Raw genomic sequence first — 15,903 nt, forward strand, 5'->3', positions numbered from 1 at the left:
CATGGACTGATAAGGTTTGTGCAATTTCCTTATCAGTTGCGAACTGGATAGGTTTTGCATGAAAGCTTATCAGTCACGCATCAACGAGCTCCGGCCAACTACTTGGGCCAGGCCGAAAGCCATCGGAAAACCCAATTGCGCTTGAGGTACCACACGGCAGCCGGAACGGCACAGGCCAGCCTACTGTTTCCGCTATGAAGCTACTTGACGCGTCAGGGTCCGCGCCTCGCAGCTCGAGAAGCGTCATTCTCATCGGTGAAGAAAACGACTGAACAGGCCGCTATATCACTTCGGATTCGAAGGCGGCTTCACTTTGACGAATTGATTGGGTTGATTGCTCGGAAGATACAACATCAAGCAGTTTCCAGTTGAGTCTGCGATCAGCCAAGGGTGCGTCACGTATGTGTGGTATGCACGGCTCTCGCCATTCTGAACCGTATTATAAAACTTCCGGTTACCTTCTGGGTCTATCCAATAGATGACGACCGGTTCTCCCGTTTCATTCTCGAATTGAACTCCCACGGCCACCTCCGCCGATGTAGGCCGATGCTTGCTCTCTTCATCGCACATTAGACGCGGGGATCGATCCGATGGATAGATGCATCCGGGGTCCAAGCCGGGGATGCACGCCTCTGCGGAGGCCGGCCGTGTTAACGAAACGACCGCCAAGAGCATCAAGAGCAGCCAAAACCCGGCTCTCTCATTGAATGATCGAAGTAGCAGCCCAGGCAGCGTTGAGTATCTCGCGGGGTGCAGCATCATCGAGCGAGAGCCCGATTTTGAACCCTTGCCGAAACGCAGTTTGCCGCTCCTCGGTCGTTCCATGATGAAGTTTTTCCGTTGCATGATCATCACCGCGAATGAGCGAGGTCAGGCGGGTTGTCGCCAAGACAAGCGGCATCCTTCTGCAATGCTTCGAGCGGTCTGTTGCCCGCTCGTTTCGTTGGCAGATGTAATGCATCTGAGCAAAGCAGAGGCTGAATGACGATCGTCTTCAAGTCCTTGTTTTTCGGTCGTAACGTCACGACGGTGAGAAGATTTGCCTCTTCCATGTTTTGCTCGGGAAGCGGGCTGAAAGACGCCCAAATCGACTCTCTGGGACGCACGGTTGAGGAATTGAAGCGTAAGCTTCGAGCAGGGCTCGCAGCAAACACAGGGCGAGGCCTTTGAGCTCGAGCTTGAGAATTTGCTGCGGGGGAAATTTCCACTCGATCTCGTTGAGCCGGTGGCTAAGGGTGAAACAGGAGGCGACATCGTTCACACGATCAACGGCCAAATCGGATCACCGGCCGGCATCATCCTCTGGGAGCTAAAAAACACAAAGAATTGGTCTGATAGCTGGCTCCCGAAACTGCGCGACAACAAGCGCGCAGCTAAAGCCGATGTCGCTTTGATAATCTCTACAGCACTGCCCAAAGGGGTCGAGACCTTCGACTTGATCGATGGCGTCTAAGGCCCTGACCGAGTTTCTGATTGAAAAGCGAAAAAAGGCGGGACTGACTCAAGCCGAAGTTGCTAAGAAGCTCCGCCGATATCAGTCGTTCATTGCGACCGTTGAGAGTGGTCAACGAAAGATTGACGTAGTCGAGCTACTAGCATTCGCTGAAGTTATCGGCTTTGACCCTCGCGAAGCAATAAAGCGGCTGTCGTCGATCAAGGCTGACTGACGCATACTCGTCATCCTTCTGGCGCCGGTCTTCCGGCTTCAATCCCTTCGCGCAGGAGGATATGGTCGGCTGGACAGAGCCAGTAGGCGATCCCCGCTAGTGTCGTGGACCAGAAGTTCGCGATATCGAATCTGGATTTGGCGGAGCGTTGTACCGGCAGAAGCGTTCGATGGATGCCAGGATGTCATCGGCGGACTTAGTCCAGCGGAACGGCTTGGGATCGGCGTTGTGCCGGTCGATGAAGGAAGCGATGTCTGCCCGGAGGGCGGCAACGCTTCGATAGATGCCGCGTCTGATCTTCTTGTCGGTCAGGAGTGCGAAGAAGCGCTCGACCTGGTTGAGCCATGACGAACTGGTCGGGGTCAGGTGCACGTGCCACCGGGGCCGCTTGGCGAGCCATCTTCGGATCAATGGCGTCTTGTGCGTGGCGTAATTGTCCATGATCAAATGGACGTCGAGGTCGCGCGGCACGGCAGCCTCGATCTCGTCGAGGAACTTGCGGAACTCGACAGCACGGTGGCGTCCGTAGCACTTGCCGATCACCCGTCCACTGGCAATGTCGAGGGCGGCGAACAGCGATGTGGTGCCGTGCCTTGTGTAGTCATGGCTTCTTCGGGCCGGTTGGCCGGGACGCATCGGCAGCATCGGCTGACTGCGGTCCAGTGCCTGGATTTGGGATTTCTCATCCACACAGAGAACGATGGCGTGCTCCGGCGGCGAGACGTAAAGGCCCACGACGTCGCGCACTTTGGCCACGAAGTTTGGATCGGTCGAGAGCTTGAACGTCTCTAGCCGGTGCGGCTGGAGCCCGAAGGCCCGCCAGATGCGTTGCACCGTCGACACCGACAGGCCGCTGGCCTTCGCCATGCCGCGGGAACTCCAATGGGTGGCGTTCTCGGGGCAACTCTCCAACGTCCTTACGATCAGGGCTTCGATGCGGGCATCGTCAACCGTACGTGGCGCTCCGGAGCGGGGCTCGTCACGCAGCCCGTCCACGCGCCGCTCCACAAAACGCCGCCGCCACTTGCCTACCGTTGACCGGCCCAAGCCCAGCTTGGCCGCCACTTCCTTGTTTTGACCGCCTTCCGCGCAGGTCAGCACGATCCGGGCTCTCAGAGCCAGCGCCTGCGCCGTCTTCCGCCGCGTCGTCAGCGCCTTCAGTTCGTCGAGCTTGACCGAGAGATACTCGCGATCGCTGTCGCGGGCGGTCTTCTTCCAGGCGGCGCCGAACTCGGTGCTACCTGCAAAGATGCGGTAGTCGGGAGCCTTGTCGTTGTCCTTCTCGGATGCGACGAGCTTTGCCTTGATGTTGAGCGTCAGCGTCTTGATCGAGCCGGCGTAGCCGGTGTCGGAAGCGGTGAAGGTGCCGATGGTCGCCATGATAATCTCCGTCTGTTTTTGCTCGGGCCGCGCCCACCGCAGCCTCGATGGCGATCCCTTGCCCGGGGCGCGATCGGCCCGCAGCCGCAAGGCCCGCAGCGCCAGCGGAGGACGGCGAAGGCCTGCTTTTTTGCACTTATCGCGAGGAATGCCGCCGCTTGGCGGCAGGGGAAAAAAGCAGGCGCAGCCGTTGCGGAAGGCGATCGAGGCCCTTGCCGCCCCCCGGGCTTGATCAGCCCAATCGAGACTGCGTTGGACGCGAGCCCTTGACCGGAACTGACGGAGATTTTCGTGGCGACCGCTCCCTCGTAGCATCAGGAAGCAGTTGGATCGGTCAAAAAAGCCGATGTCCGCGCATCAATCGCAGTGAGGACGCAGCCGGATCACCGCGAGGAAACCCGGCCACATATTCGCACAAGAAGCCGATCGCACCGCCAGAATTACCCGCCGGAATGCGCGCTCAATGCGCGCCGGCAAGACCAGGACCCGCGCTTCCCGGCCGCGATCTGCGCCTCGCTGGTGAAGGTTGATGGGAGCGCGATACAGCTACCCTGGCTGCCGCAGCAATCGGCGTAGATTGGACGGATCGTGCCCCCGATTGGATGAAGCGCTTGCGTAGGGAATCGCCACTTTGCATCCATGGTATCGGCCGCGCGCCACAGGCGTGCGGCCGATTTTTTTGACCCGTCGGGGCCGCCCACGCGGCCCCGACGGCGGTATCACTCCGCAGCCTGCGAACGGGGCTCGCCGTCCTGCGTCTCGCTTTGCAGATCGGTTTGCCCTTGCGGGAGGGCCGTCCTTAGCAACGACGGCAGCCAGTCAGTTGCGGCCAACAGCTGCTCTGCGGCCTGCGCCATGTCGGCCTTCTTCAGGTCCGAGAGGCGCTCAGCCGCCTCCTCGCTGACGGCTTCGCGCACGGCCTCCAGAATGCCCGCCTTGGTGACGCGGCCGAGATAACCGCGCGCTGTCGGGCGCCAGTAAGCGGTCATGTCGAGGGCCAAGGCCTCAGCCAAACAGCGGGCCGCCGCCAGGGCGCGCGGCCTCCGGTCAAATGGCAATTTGACCGCATTGACCGTCAGGGCAACGCAATGCGCGAACAACGCCATGCGGCTGTCGTGGTCGAGTTCGGCCACGAATTCCCACAGTCCGGCGACGTCTTTGGGCATCTGCCGCGCCCAATTGGCATGGCGATCCGACCACGCCTTGCCGGCCGGCGTATCCTCAATCCCGTCCGCATGCGCAGAGAGTTCGATCTTCACCGGCTGGATGCCGACCACGTGCGCATTGGCACCGAAATAGAAGATTTGGGCGACGAGCGCATGGGTGACCGCCACGATGGCGACGTCAGGCTGCTCACTCAAATTGAGCCGCAGCCCCAAGGTTCGGTGCGCAGTCAAGTCGCGAACAAGAGCGTCGGACAGCGGCTGGTCCTCGTCCTCCTCGTCGCTCGCGCCCTCGTCTTCCTCGCCATCCGGCGCGGCGTCCTCGCCTCCCCGGTCCTCCTCATCCCGCGCCTCGGCGTCGCTTTCCGGCCCGGTTTCGGCCTCGGGTTTCTCGTCTTGCGGGCGGATAAAACCCCGTTCGATCCTGACCGTGCCGTCGTGATTGAGGACCACGAACGCGCCGCCGCGCGCGACGTCGTCGGGATCGTAGGCCTGCCGCCTTGCTTCCAGCCGCTCGATTTCGGCTTCCAGTTCGCCAAACCGCGCATCGACGTCGTCAGCCAGTTCCTCGGCCGTCTGATGCTGTTCGGTCAGCCGGTCGAACTCGGTCTGGACGGTCTGAAGGGCGGCCTGATCTTCCGCCGAAAGCACAACCGGATGCCGGTAGACGCGCCGCATGCCGTGGGCATGCGGGAAGTCCAGATGTGCTTCCGTCCACCGCCATCCCTCGGCCACCCGCAGCGCATCCGCCTCGCGGCCGAGCCTTGCCGTCACCAGCAAATCGAGCAGCGAGACGTCCTCCAGATAGCCGCCGCGATCCTCGGTAAAGAGGTCGCGCAGCACCGTGCCGCCGGCTTCCGTGTAGGCCTCGAGCCCGACAAAGCGCGCACGGCGATCGGTGGCCGCGACGTGGGTTTCGGTGAGCAGACGGCGGATGGTGCTGGCATCCGGGTCGAAGGGCAGGCGCTCATAGACGGCTTCCTGCCGGGCATGATCGTCCGTGATGGCAAACGCCATCAGCTGCTCAAGCGTCAGATCGCCATCACGATAGAGCTGCACCAGTTTGGGCGAAACCGCCCCCAGCCGCAGGCGCTGCCGCACCACATGCGCCGTCACGCCGAAGCGGGCCGCGATCTCCTCAGCGCCGAAACCGCGCTCGTCCGCAAGCTTCCTGAACGCCTCGAACTCGTCCGCCGGATGCATCTTCTCCCGGGTAACGTTCTCGTCCAGGCTGATCTCGTGCGGATCGTTCGCGGTATCGACGATGCACCGGATCAGCTCGTTTTTCTTGATCTCCTTGCGCTTCACCCGCAGCAGCTGGGCCAGCCGTCTGCCCTCGCCGATGGTCACGCAAAAAATCCCCGTGGCCGCTCCCTCTCCATCGACCTCCGGCTCAACGACCAGATTCTGCAGGATGCCCCTTGGCCGCGATGCTCGCCGCCAAGGCCTCGATCGCCGCATCACTGTGCGGCGTCTTGCGTGCATTATTCGGGGACTTCTTGAGCTTGCCGAGCGGAATGCGAACCTCGGTTCCGCTCGGCATTCCAACTGATTTAGCCGACATGGTTGATCTCCTTTTGGCTTCATGGGTGCAGGGCGCACTCCGCGCCTGCGCCCCTGCCCGTCGGCGAGACCGGGGGTAGCAAGTGCCAGGGCGACCCGAGCGGAGGGGGTTCACCCGCCCGAAGGGCCGCTTCGTGAGAAGCGGGTCTGCACAAGCGTGTGCCACATCATCGAAAGTCGATAGCGTGAAAGCAGCGCGGAAGACCGGGGAAACCGCTTGGGGCGGCGACGGCAAAGCCGGCGCTTTACCCTGGCGCGCGCGAGGGGCAGCGCCCCTTCAATGTCTTTATTCGTGAAAAGAGACGCGCAGCGGCCATCGCGGCACCGAGGGTGCGGTGGTTAGGTGATCGCAATCGAGATGCTCTCAAGCGTGAGAATGCTGGGCACTGCAAAGGAAGTGAAATCAAGCCGGGAGTGACCAAATTAAAGAGCAGCCGCCGACAGGGCAGTGATAGCGACGCGGGCATGCAATGACCGCGGGCCCCGAGGCGACTGCAGTCGCGAGACCGGTCAACAAGGCACCCCAACGCGGGACAGTGATAGCGACGCCGGCATGCAATGACGGCGGGGCCCGCGGGCGAGTGCCTCCGGCGAGCGACACATTATATATATTGCGATATATCGCGCGCGTGATCGTGATATGTTTCCGCGAGGGATCGAGGCCGGATGGCCGAGACGCCACGCGGCTCGGTTCACAAGAGCCCGGTGCGGCATCGCCGCACGCGCCTGGACAAAGGCACCATGACCAAGTTTGACGAATCTGGATCTCGTTGCGAGCCATTGTCGTCGCGTCATTGATTTGCGCGTTGGAAAGAATCTCTTCAACTCTTTCCCACCTGGCCTGGTGCTTTCCCGGGTCGCAGCATCGGTCTTCGGTCGTTATCCACTGCAGACGCAAGACTGAAGCGAACGGAGCGCCACGGCTCACCGGACTTCAATCCTCGAGCTCGCGTCGTCGCGAATCCCAGCCATGTGATAGGAGGGGAACGAATGGCGGGCACAGCGATTCGTCTGTCAGGAGCTATTTTAATGCTGATGACGAGGGAACGAATGCCGGCGATACGGACGTTGCGCGGATGGGCGATCCGCGTGCTCCTGGAAGCGGGCGCCATCCGCGAGTGCGAGGAGCACGGCTGGATGCAGGATCGCGCCGATCCGCATGCGCGGGATCGCGCCATCGATATCGCCCGTAAAGACCCGCCAGCAGGCATCTCCACTGATGAAGCGGTGGCTGAGGTTCGCGAGGTGCTGGATTCGATCGGCGATACCTGCCCGGAATGCCCCTGATTCAGGAAGGGCTATTCGAGCGCGCAAGACATCTGTCTCATGGCCCCGTTCTCAAAATACACGACACCATCCTGGGCCGTGCTGCTGACGAACTCAGCGGCAAAGGCGCGAGCGATATCGTCCTGCTCGATCGCGCCAAAACGCCCCGGAATCAGGCGGCCGAGCCAGGCGACATACCTCGGCGTATGCGCATTGCCCGCGATGATTCCCGGGCGAAAAATCGCAAGACGTTGAAAGCCTGCCGCTTGAACCGTCTCCTCCTTGAGCCCCATGACCCGCACGTAGCGAATCCTGCTCTTCGAGGTGCTTCCCACGGCCGAGAGCAGAGCAAACCGTGTGATACCCCCGGCGCGGCAACCGCGGGCAAAGCCACCGACCACGCCGATCTCAAGGGCCTTCAGCTCCTCTTCGCTCCATTTCAGGCTGCCTTGACCGACATCGACACAGCATGCCGCCAAGACGGGATCGCCCTGCGCGATCATGCTCTGGGCAAGCTTGGTCACATCTGACGGAAACTCGGCAGCTGCGGTATCCAGAACCACCTTGCGCACACGGGGAGCAGCGTTCAGGGAGATTGCCCGGCGATTGACCATCACGACTTCAGCGCAGGACGGCTCCGCAGCCAGGGCTCGCACCACCGCAGCGCCCACCTGCCCCGTGCCGCCTATGATCAGGACACGAAATGCCATGCCGCACCTATATCAGCAAAATTCGGCAGGACGGCCTAAGCTGATTTCCGCTGCGGTTTTGCCGCCGGCTTCTTTGCCGCAGCTTCCTTCGCCGACTTCTTGCCGGTGATCGGCATCAGCATTTCCTTCTGACCGCTTGCGACCTTGCGCGGCTTCCTGGCCGGCCTGGATGCCTTCTCCGCTTTCTCGCCGCCAATGCTCTTGCGCAACGCGTCCATCAGATCGACGACGTTCTCGCCACGCGGCCGCTCCTTCGCGGTAATCGGTTGGCCGGCGCGCTTCTTGTTGATGAGCTCGATGAGAGCGGTTTCGTACTGATCCTCGAACCTGTCCGGCTCGAAGTGACCCGACTTTTGATTGACGATGTGCTTGGCCAGATCGAGCATGTCCTTTGTCACTTTGACATCCTGGATCTCGTTGAAATATTCGGCCGCGGGTCGCAGCTCATAGGGGTAACGCAGCAGCGTTCCCATCAGGCCCTTGTCCATGGGCTCGAGCGCGATGATGTGCTCGCGGTTGGTCAGTACCACGCGGCCGATGGCGACCTTGTTCATCTCGCGGATGGTTTCTCGAATCACGGCAAACGCATCGTGCCCAACCTTGCCATCCGGACACAGGTAGTAGGGCCGGATCAGATATCGCGGATCGATCTCGCTGCGGTCGACGAACTCGTCGATCTCGATGGTTCGCGTCGATTCCAGCGCGACATTCTCGAGCTCCTCTTTGGTCACCTCGATGAAGGTGTCGGTGTCGACCTTGTAACCCTTGACGATGTCCTCACTCGCGACCTCTTCGCCGGTGTCGGCGTCGACCTTGGCGTATTTGATCCGGTGGCCGGTTTTCCGGTTGAGCTGGTTGAACGAGACCTTCTCGGATTCGGACGTGGCCGGATACAGCGCGACCGGACAGGTGACCAGGGAAAGACGCAGAAAGCCTTTCCAGTTAGCGCGGGGGGCCATGGTGGTGGGAACTCCGATACTGATACCGGATTCAAGACGATCCGCGGGCCTTGGTTCCGACATCCTGACGTCCCCAACGGGACGATTTTTCTCCGCGACCGCCTGAGCGGACTCGACATTTGTTCTTGTTATGTTCTAATTCAGACATGAATGACCGACCCGCGAGCTGGCGCATGCCGACCCCGAAGCAGATGGAAAAACTGGCCGCCGAGGCCGCCCGCAGACCGGCTTCGCCCGCTCCGGCTCCGGATGCACCGCTTCCCGCCGAATACTGGGAATCGGTGCTCAAGGATCCTCGCGCCGATGTGGCCGATGCCCAGATGCGGCAACGGCGTCTGTCTGACATTCGGCGTCACGTCCTTCGCGTGTCGTGCCGCCGCTGCGAGCGGATCGTCGAAATCCAGACAACCGATGCAGTCCGGGTTGTATGGCCGCAACGCGATCTGGAAGGACGTCGCGCAGCGGCTGCTCGACAACACCTGCCGACAACGAACCGGCAGGCATGAGGAAGACGGGTGCTGGCCGGCGTTCGAGACGCCGTAGCCAGCACCAGGTCGCCGATCGGATCTCTTTGCGCCGGTGTCCGGATGGCCCCGAAATACCACCCTACGCCCTTGTCGGGCAGCGGCCGCAAGGCGCTGAAGAAGGAGCTTGGCAAGGCGCGCGCAATGGCCAACATCCTGGCCACCCGATCGGCAGAAATGCGGGCGAAGGGGGAAGCATGCATCCAGCAGGCGGACAAGCTGCTGTGCGAGAGCTGGAACGAACGCATGTGGTCCGACGGAGAGCCGATCAATCCGTCCCCGACGATCGACCAGGCCGTGAATGGAGGCTTCGCCTGGCTCGAAATCAGATGCGAAGGTTGCAAGACGCCAAGTGACGTTGACCTCGCGGCGATGAACAATCCGCGGGCCACCTTCGTGCATGATCTCGCCTGCCGGCTGCGCTGCCGAAAATGCAGCACGGCCGGCCGGCGTCCCTCTGCGACTCTGTTACAACTGGCGGGGCAGCCGCGCCACTCTCGGACCAAAGCCTGACCGATGTGCAATCTCTACTCGATCACGACCAATCAAGCCGCCATCGCTGCGCTGTTCCGGGTCGTGAACCGGTACGTCGGCAATCTGGCGCCGATGCCGGGGGTTTTTCCCGATTACAAGGCGCCGATCGTGCGCAATGGCGCCGCGGGCCGCGAACTCACGACGGCGCGGTGGGGAATGCCGTCATCGCAGCACGCCCTGATGGAGGCGACCAAAAAGCGTGTGGTAAAGCTCGAAGCGAAGGGTAAGGCGGTTGATTTCGGGGAATTGCTGCGGATGGAGCCGGACGGCGGCACGACCAACATCCGCAACGTGAAGAGCAAGCATTGGACGAGATGGCTCGGCCCCGAAAACCGCTGCGTGGTGCCGTTCAACTCCTTCAGCGAGTTCAACAAGGCCGAGGGTGGCGATATCTGGTTCGCGCTCGATGAGACGCGTCCCCTCGCCTGCTTCGCCGGCATCTGGACCAATTGGACGTCTGTTCGGAAAGTCAAGGAAGGCGAGACGACCAATGACCTCTACGCGTTCCTCACGACAGAGCCGAACGCAGAGGTTGGCGCCATCCACCCGAAGGCGATGCCGGTGATCCTCACATCTCCGGATGAGGTAGAGGCCTGGATGACGGCATCTCCTGGCGAGGCACTGAAGTTACAGCGGCCGCTTGCCGACGGAACACTTCGGATCGTCGCTCGTGGCGTCAAGGAGGATACAGCCGGGCTAGCGATGTGACTCTCGAGATCGATGACGACGAGGCGGTTGCGCCGGTCCCCCAGCGCAAGATCATCCACATCGACATGGACGCATTCTATGCGTCCGTCGAGCAGCGGGATAATCCGGACCTGCGCGGCAAGCCGGTCGCCGTTGGAGGTCCCCGCGAACGCGGCGTCGTAGCGGCGGCCAGCTATGAAGCCAGAAAGTTCGGAGTTCGTTCGGCCATGCCGTCCGTCACGGCAAAACGGCAATGCCCCGATCTGATCTTCGTCAAGCCGCGCTTTGAGGTCTACAAGTCCGTCTCGCAGCAGATCCGTGACATCTTCGCGGAGCATACATCGATCATCGAGCCCCTGTCACTCGACGAGGCCTATCTCGACGTGACCGACAACCTGCAACGCATTCCATGGGCACGCGACGTCGCGCTCGCAATCCGGGCCAAGATCAAGGTCGAGACAGGTCTCAATGCTTCGGCCGGCATCTCCTATAACAAGTTTCTGGCAAAACTCGCCTCGGATCACCGCAAGCCGAATGGCCAGTACGTCATCACGCCTGAGATGGGCCCGGCCTTTGTAGAAACCTTGCCCGTCGGCAAATTCCACGGCATTGGTCCTGCGACCGGCGCCAGGATGAATGCCCTGGGCCTCTACATTGGGCTCGATATCCGCAATCAGTCGCTCGAATTCATGCAGGCCAATTTCGGCAAGGCCGGCGCGTACTACTATTGGATCTCGAGGGGCGTCGATCATCGTGAGGTCCGCGCGGATCGAATCCGAAAGTCGGTCGGCGCAGAGACCACTTTCTCAAGCGATTTGACCGAATTCCAAGCGTTGGCCGCCGAACTGCAGCCACTTGTCGACAAAGTCTGGCGGCACTGTGAAGACAAGGCAGCGCGTGGCCGAACGGTGACCCTCAAGGTAAAGTTCAACGATTTCGAAGTCATCACGCGCAGCAGGTCGGTAGCTGCCGCGGTTTCAAGCCGCGCAGAACTCGAACGACTTTCGATCGCGCTGCTTCAAAACGAGATACCCTTCTCCAGGTCAGTCCGGCTGTTGGGGGTTTCGCTTTCGTCCTTACAAGGCGACGATGCGGCGCCGCAACTTGACCTGCGGATCTGAAGGTCGCGGCTGGCACAAGGACGTCGCCAATTCCGGACGATACGTCTTTCATCGCCACGCTGCGGAAATCCGGATTGCCGAAGCGGCTCTATCGCATGGCTGCAACAAGTTCGGCAGTGGCGCCGAGGATCGGCCGGTCGGCAACACCTGCCATCGGGGCAGCGGGACGCATGAAGAAGACGGTGCTGGCCAACTTTTGATGATGCATTGAGGGTCTCGATCAGCCGTCATTTGTCCGTATCGACGGCCCGGTAGCGGATTCCGCGCCGGCCGGCGAGATGAGCGCGCCTAGCTCTCATCTCGCCGGCTGCGCGTCATTTCACGAGCGCATCATACGCTCGAGACCGGAGCAGCCTTCATCGCCGGCTCCGAGTCCGCATCGGCCTTGAAGCCCTTCGCGGACAAATCCCGACCGAGCGTCTCAGGAAGCAGAAGAGAGGCCAGAACGAAGGTAGCTGCGGCGGGAAGAGCCACGGCGACCATGCCGTTCAGCAGGCTTCCGCCAAAATGAGCGGCTGCAAGGGGCACAACAACCGGCGCGATGCTGCCAAGGCCGCGACCGCCCATATAGAATGTGGACACTGCCGTCGCGCGCAGATTGACCGGATAGAGTTCCGAGATCCAGACGCCCGTCACGCCGAGCGCAACGTTGCCAATCCCGAAGCCGATATAGAGCCAGAACATCGGCCACTCGGACTTCGAGCCGGCGTAGAGCTGACCTCCCCACACTGCCATGCCAACCAGCGATCCGATCCAGAACAATGCCGGCACGAGAGCACCGAACCGGCGGCCGGCCCTGTCGTTGAAAAAGCCGTTCGCGAGATAGCAGATGCCGCTGACCACCGAAAGAAGGACGGCCGTGGTGCGAACGACGTCGCCCGGCGTGTGCATGTCCCGGAGCAACAGCGTCGGAATGAAGGAGACTACGCTATAGTAGCACAGCATGTAGCTCATCAGCCATACGAAGGCAGTAGCGGTCTGCCGCGCCAGACCGTTGCGGAACAGATCTGCAAGGGGAAGAGTGCGGGCTGCCTCTGCAACCTGACCGGCTTTGCGTTGGGCCTCATACTCCAGCCAGATCTTCGATTCAGGCATGAAGAAGCGGATGAAGATGATCAGCAGAATCGGCACTCCACCACTCAGCAGGCCGATGCGCCAGCTCCACTCGTCGCTGAACGTCGCGATGAGCCAGATTCCGGCGATCGAAGCCGTGGACGATGCGATCACGGCGCAGCCCTGAAGCGCAGCCGCGCCGAAGCCTCGGCTGCCTTTTTTCCAGGCTTCGTTGAAGAGCACCATGCCAACGCCATACTCGCCGCCAAGACCGATGCCGGTGATGAACCGCAGCACCGCAAGCGACCAGTAATTCCATGCGAATGCGGAAATGATCGCCGCAACCGAGAACAATGCGATAGTGAGCTGAAGCGAGGTCTTGCGGCCAAGGCGATCACCGATGACGCCGAACAGAGCCCCGCCGATCGCCGATCCGAACAGGGTCAGGGCCTGCAGAGAGCCGATCTCAGTCAACGATAGCGACATTGACCGCTGGATCGCCGGCAAGAGAAACGGAAAGATCAGGACATCATAGAAGTCGAGAATGTATCCCAGCATTGCCGAGATCATGATCGAATACCGTTGCGTGGCCGTGTAATCTTCCGCGCCTGAGCTGGTTGTGGACATGCAATGCGTTTCCCGTTGAAAGAGCTGAACAGTGGATGGTCGTTGCCGAAGCGCTTTCCGCGTTATTGGAGGCCGCAAATACGGCTCCGGGCACGAGGTCGATGGGCGCGGCCTAACGGCCTGGTGCCCTCAACTCCGGATAGGCAAACTCGCCCTTGTCGAGGATATGGACATCGTCGAGCCAGAGGCTGCAGCCGCGAAGCGGGATGTCGAGATGACACGGCGTGTCGTTCGTGCCGCCAAGCTCGGTATTTGGTCCCGTCGAGAACAGAACGTTCCCATAAAAGGAAAGGGCATTCATGATATGCTCCGACGCGAGCTGCTGAGATGCAGCTATATGGTGCCAGTCGGCGCGCTCATTCGATCCCCACCCGATATGCGAGATTGCCCAACCTCGTGGATCGCCGAAACTGTCGATATAGTTCCTGATGAGCGTCGCGTCGGTGCCCTCGCCCTTGAGGTCGACGATGTAGCCGTCCTTGATGGTGAGCGTGACCGGAGACTGGATGTAGCGCTTGAATGCGCAGAGAATGTCGCCCGGCATCAGAACGACAGTTCCGTTGACGTCCCCATCGGTAGCTTGCGTGAAAGCAAATCCTGACGGGAAATGATCCCAGCGGCCCGGTTCATCCGTGTATCCGTACTCGGAAATGACCGGATACTGATTTAGGCCGTAGGTCACATCTGTTCCGCCCGGCGACGTGATGCGCATGGTTCTGGCTGACTGCAGGAGCGTTCGTGAGAGCTCGGTTCGCCGGCGGAGATCCTCAGTCGGGAACATCTTTTTGAGAATGTGGAACGGCTCCATTACGCGCAGAATGCGCGTGCCCGCCTCCTGAATTTCGAGTTGCTCGCGCGAGAACAGCAGGCCCAGAAGATCAATCACCATATCCACGCGCCTGAGTGTGTCGATCGCCGGCTGGTTGCCGCTCAGCGCGTGTCTGCCCTGCTGGCCCGCAACCTTGCTCTGGCCGTACTTTGGAACATTGAGGTGGAAGGTTGTCGCGCCAAGGCTCCGCGCGGCCAGCATGAACGTCTGGGCATACTCCGACTGATCCTCGCCGCCGCTCAGGACAGCTACGACCTCGCCTTCCCTCACCTTGCAAAGTGCAAGTTCGGCCTTGAAGAGTTCGAGCATTTCAACATCGATGCGTTGCCGGGTCATCTTCAGTCATCTCCTCTTTGCCAGGCATGTATTCGCAGCGCTCCGACCGGCGTTTCGGCGGTCAGGCGAGGACGTCACTGACGATCGACAGGAAGCCTTCCGTGTCGTCGATGTGCATTTGGTGACCTGCGCTCTCCAGTCGCTTGATCTCGATGGACGGTAATAATCTTTGAATCTCTCTTTCATCCTCGGGACGGATGACGTCGCCTTTTGCCTGCAACGAGCAGCCAAGTGCGGACGCTGAGGTTGGCAAGATCATTGTGAATGTCATCGTGATGAAAGCCCTTGTGACTTTCGATCAGGGCACGCTCGTCGCAGGTGTGCATCCACTCGGCCCTCGCACGAATGTGCTTTTCGGGCCAGCGCGGCGCGGACGGGCTTCGCAGCGCCGCGTCCGCTTCCCCAAGGCTTGCGCTATGAAGCAGCTTGAGAAGAGGCCCGATCGGACTCGGGTAGGCGCGACGTCCGGGGCCGGAGACCGGTGGATCGACCAGGATCAACTGTCTTATGGACGATGGCCGCCACCGTGCGGCACGAATTCCGATCCGGGCCCCCATGGAGTGGCCGAGCAGGGTATACGCGCCTATTTCCAGCGCCCCGGCGAACGAGACCAGATCGGAGGCGCAGGCATCCAGCGAATAATTGAGATGCGGTCCGCTTTCGGAAAGGCCGCGCCCCCGGACGTCGACTACATAGACGTCGTGTCCGATGCACAAACGTTCCGCGATGAACGCCCATTGTGCCGCGGCCGTTGAGATGCCCGGGATGATGACGATGGCCGGGCCGGCTCCGCCGAAGCGCAGGTAATGCTGGCGGATGCCGTTCGCGCGTACGTGAGCACCGTAGAGCAGACGGGAGACCTGGGCGACACTCATGTCGGGCGATCCCTGTTACGATCATCCGGCAGCGCACGAAGCCGCTCGATGGCTTCCGAGGTTGGCATCACATCTGCGTACTTGCTGGCTATATCGAACAGGTTGACGGCGTGCGAAGTCGGCGAACGATCGTAGACGGCATCGCTCGGCACGATCGATTTGAGATTCAGCGCGCATGCATCGACAACCGATGCCCGGACGCAGCCGCTGGTCGTGCAACCGGTCACCACCAGTGAATCGATCCCGGCCCCGACGAGATACGTCGTGAGCGGGGTGCCGAAGAACGCGCTTGCCTGCGCCTTTGGCAGCAGCAGTTCCCCCGGCTCTGGAGCCACCTCGCGAACAAAGGCGTAGCCCCCGGGCGGAATTTGCATGATGCCCGGAATTTTTGCCGCGAATGACCCTTGATCATGGCTGACCTTGGAGGCGACATGCGGAAATATCACCGGCCATCCTCTCCCGCGAAACAACCGCATCAGATCGGAGATCTGCGCTATGGCCTGCCAACCAGCCTCACCGCAGCTGGTTGGATATTGCTTGATCGCCTCGCGGATCGGCATCGGACGGTCACCGACCGAGCGGTACTGCACGTCGATCACCAGGAGCGCA

At 61.2% G+C, this 15,903-nt stretch carries 13 protein-coding genes and 4 pseudogenes; 7 read left to right on the forward strand and 10 right to left on the reverse strand.

Annotated elements, in window-relative coordinates; translation table 11 throughout:
* Positions 1–285: 285 nt before the first annotated feature.
* Together ACVWW1_RS20785 and ACVWW1_RS20790 are read right to left on the reverse strand one after the other, a co-directional pair.
* On the reverse strand, positions 286–762 hold the full coding sequence (locus ACVWW1_RS20785) for a VHL beta domain-containing protein (protein ID WP_456660632.1): 477 nt from the start codon (positions 760–762) through the stop codon (positions 286–288).
* Positions 701–901: a hypothetical protein gene (locus ACVWW1_RS20790; RefSeq protein ID WP_456660839.1), complete on the reverse strand. Its 201-nt coding sequence runs from the start codon at positions 899–901 to the stop codon at positions 701–703. Before ACVWW1_RS20790 ends, ACVWW1_RS20785 begins: the two co-directional genes overlap by 62 nt.
* A gap of 200 nt (positions 902–1,101) precedes the next feature.
* On the opposite strand from ACVWW1_RS20790, the pseudogene ACVWW1_RS20795 reads away from it, so the two are divergent.
* Together ACVWW1_RS20795 and ACVWW1_RS20800 are read left to right on the forward strand one after the other, a co-directional pair.
* Positions 1,102–1,450, forward strand: a pseudogene (locus ACVWW1_RS20795) (DUF2130 domain-containing protein); the annotation flags it as partial.
* Positions 1,443–1,667, forward strand: coding sequence for a helix-turn-helix domain-containing protein (locus tag ACVWW1_RS20800; protein ID WP_456657286.1), 225 nt, complete (start codon positions 1,443–1,445; stop codon positions 1,665–1,667). The pseudogene ACVWW1_RS20795 and the gene ACVWW1_RS20800, both read left to right, overlap by 8 nt.
* A gap of 96 nt (positions 1,668–1,763) precedes the next feature.
* On the opposite strand, the gene ACVWW1_RS20805 is transcribed toward ACVWW1_RS20800, so the two are convergent.
* Together ACVWW1_RS20805 and ACVWW1_RS20810 are read right to left on the reverse strand one after the other, a co-directional pair.
* Entirely contained in the window at positions 1,764–3,047 is a 1,284-nt protein-coding gene (locus tag ACVWW1_RS20805) for an IS630 family transposase (RefSeq protein WP_456657287.1), read from the reverse strand.
* A gap of 719 nt (positions 3,048–3,766) precedes the next feature.
* Positions 3,767–5,774: pseudogene (locus tag ACVWW1_RS20810) on the reverse strand (chromosome partitioning protein ParB).
* A 1,028-nt stretch (positions 5,775–6,802) separates the two neighbouring features.
* Between ACVWW1_RS20810 and ACVWW1_RS20815 the strand changes: the two are divergent.
* A complete protein-coding gene (locus ACVWW1_RS20815) occupies positions 6,803–7,060 on the forward strand; it encodes a hypothetical protein (protein WP_456660633.1) in 258 nt (85 codons plus the stop codon).
* Between the two features lie 11 nt (positions 7,061–7,071).
* Here the strand turns inward: ACVWW1_RS20815 and ACVWW1_RS20820 are convergent, their stop codons facing one another.
* Positions 7,072–7,749 carry a hypothetical protein gene (locus ACVWW1_RS20820; protein ID WP_456657288.1) on the reverse strand — a complete coding sequence of 226 codons (678 nt, stop codon included), beginning with the start codon at positions 7,747–7,749 and terminating at the stop codon, positions 7,072–7,074.
* Between the two features lie 35 nt (positions 7,750–7,784).
* The gene (gene ku / locus ACVWW1_RS20825) at positions 7,785–8,708 is read right to left on the reverse strand and encodes a non-homologous end joining protein Ku (RefSeq protein ID WP_456657289.1); all 924 of its coding nucleotides are present in this window, start codon (positions 8,706–8,708) and stop codon (positions 7,785–7,787) included.
* A gap of 146 nt (positions 8,709–8,854) precedes the next feature.
* Between ku and ACVWW1_RS20830 the strand changes: the two are divergent.
* The 4 genes and pseudogenes from ACVWW1_RS20830 (at position 8,855) to dinB (ending at position 11,574) form a co-directional block, all read left to right on the forward strand.
* Positions 8,855–9,251: pseudogene (locus tag ACVWW1_RS20830) on the forward strand (hypothetical protein).
* A 44-nt stretch (positions 9,252–9,295) separates the two neighbouring features.
* On the forward strand, positions 9,296–9,745 hold the full coding sequence (locus ACVWW1_RS20835; protein WP_456657290.1) for a hypothetical protein: 450 nt from the start codon (positions 9,296–9,298) through the stop codon (positions 9,743–9,745).
* Between the two features lie 3 nt (positions 9,746–9,748).
* Positions 9,749–10,474, forward strand: coding sequence for an SOS response-associated peptidase (locus tag ACVWW1_RS20840; RefSeq protein WP_456657291.1), 726 nt, complete (start codon positions 9,749–9,751; stop codon positions 10,472–10,474).
* Entirely contained in the window at positions 10,471–11,574 is a 1,104-nt protein-coding gene (gene dinB, locus ACVWW1_RS20845; RefSeq protein ID WP_456657292.1) for a DNA polymerase IV, read from the forward strand. Before ACVWW1_RS20840 ends, dinB begins: the two co-directional genes overlap by 4 nt.
* A gap of 330 nt (positions 11,575–11,904) precedes the next feature.
* On the opposite strand, the gene ACVWW1_RS20850 is transcribed toward dinB, so the two are convergent.
* From ACVWW1_RS20850 to ACVWW1_RS20865, 4 genes and pseudogenes are all read right to left on the reverse strand, one after another.
* Positions 11,905–13,254: an MFS transporter gene (locus tag ACVWW1_RS20850; RefSeq protein ID WP_456657293.1), complete on the reverse strand. Its 1,350-nt coding sequence runs from the start codon at positions 13,252–13,254 to the stop codon at positions 11,905–11,907.
* 112 nt (positions 13,255–13,366) lie between these two features.
* Entirely contained in the window at positions 13,367–14,419 is a 1,053-nt protein-coding gene (locus tag ACVWW1_RS20855) for a leucyl aminopeptidase (RefSeq protein ID WP_456657294.1), read from the reverse strand.
* A 61-nt stretch (positions 14,420–14,480) separates the two neighbouring features.
* Positions 14,481–15,294 (reverse strand): annotated as a pseudogene (locus tag ACVWW1_RS20860) (alpha/beta fold hydrolase).
* Positions 15,291–15,893 (reverse strand): isochorismatase family protein, encoded by a 603-nt coding sequence (locus ACVWW1_RS20865; protein WP_456657295.1) that lies wholly within the window; start codon positions 15,891–15,893, stop codon positions 15,291–15,293. Before ACVWW1_RS20865 ends, ACVWW1_RS20860 begins: the two are co-directional and overlap by 4 nt.
* Positions 15,894–15,903 lie beyond the last annotated feature (10 nt).

This window comes from Bradyrhizobium sp. JR3.5, assembly GCF_054057015.1.

Coding starts and splice junctions, on each gene's coding strand:
- ACVWW1_RS20820 (WP_456657288.1), bottom strand. CDS start 7,749: ATGGCATTTCGTGTCCTGATCATAGGCGGCACGGGGCAGGTGGGCGCT.
- ACVWW1_RS20790 (WP_456660839.1), bottom strand. CDS start 901: ATGCCGCTTGTCTTGGCGACAACCCGCCTGACCTCGCTCATTCGCGGT.
- ku (WP_456657289.1), bottom strand. CDS start 8,708: ATGGCCCCCCGCGCTAACTGGAAAGGCTTTCTGCGTCTTTCCCTGGTC.
- ACVWW1_RS20835 (WP_456657290.1), top strand. CDS start 9,296: ATGGCCCCGAAATACCACCCTACGCCCTTGTCGGGCAGCGGCCGCAAG.
- ACVWW1_RS20850 (WP_456657293.1), bottom strand. CDS start 13,254: ATGTCCACAACCAGCTCAGGCGCGGAAGATTACACGGCCACGCAACGG.
- ACVWW1_RS20805 (WP_456657287.1), bottom strand. CDS start 3,047: ATGGCGACCATCGGCACCTTCACCGCTTCCGACACCGGCTACGCCGGC.
- ACVWW1_RS20840 (WP_456657291.1), top strand. CDS start 9,749: ATGTGCAATCTCTACTCGATCACGACCAATCAAGCCGCCATCGCTGCG.
- ACVWW1_RS20815 (WP_456660633.1), top strand. CDS start 6,803: ATGCTGATGACGAGGGAACGAATGCCGGCGATACGGACGTTGCGCGGA.
- ACVWW1_RS20855 (WP_456657294.1), bottom strand. CDS start 14,419: ATGACCCGGCAACGCATCGATGTTGAAATGCTCGAACTCTTCAAGGCC.
- ACVWW1_RS20800 (WP_456657286.1), top strand. CDS start 1,443: ATGGCGTCTAAGGCCCTGACCGAGTTTCTGATTGAAAAGCGAAAAAAG.
- ACVWW1_RS20785 (WP_456660632.1), bottom strand. CDS start 762: ATGATGCTGCACCCCGCGAGATACTCAACGCTGCCTGGGCTGCTACTT.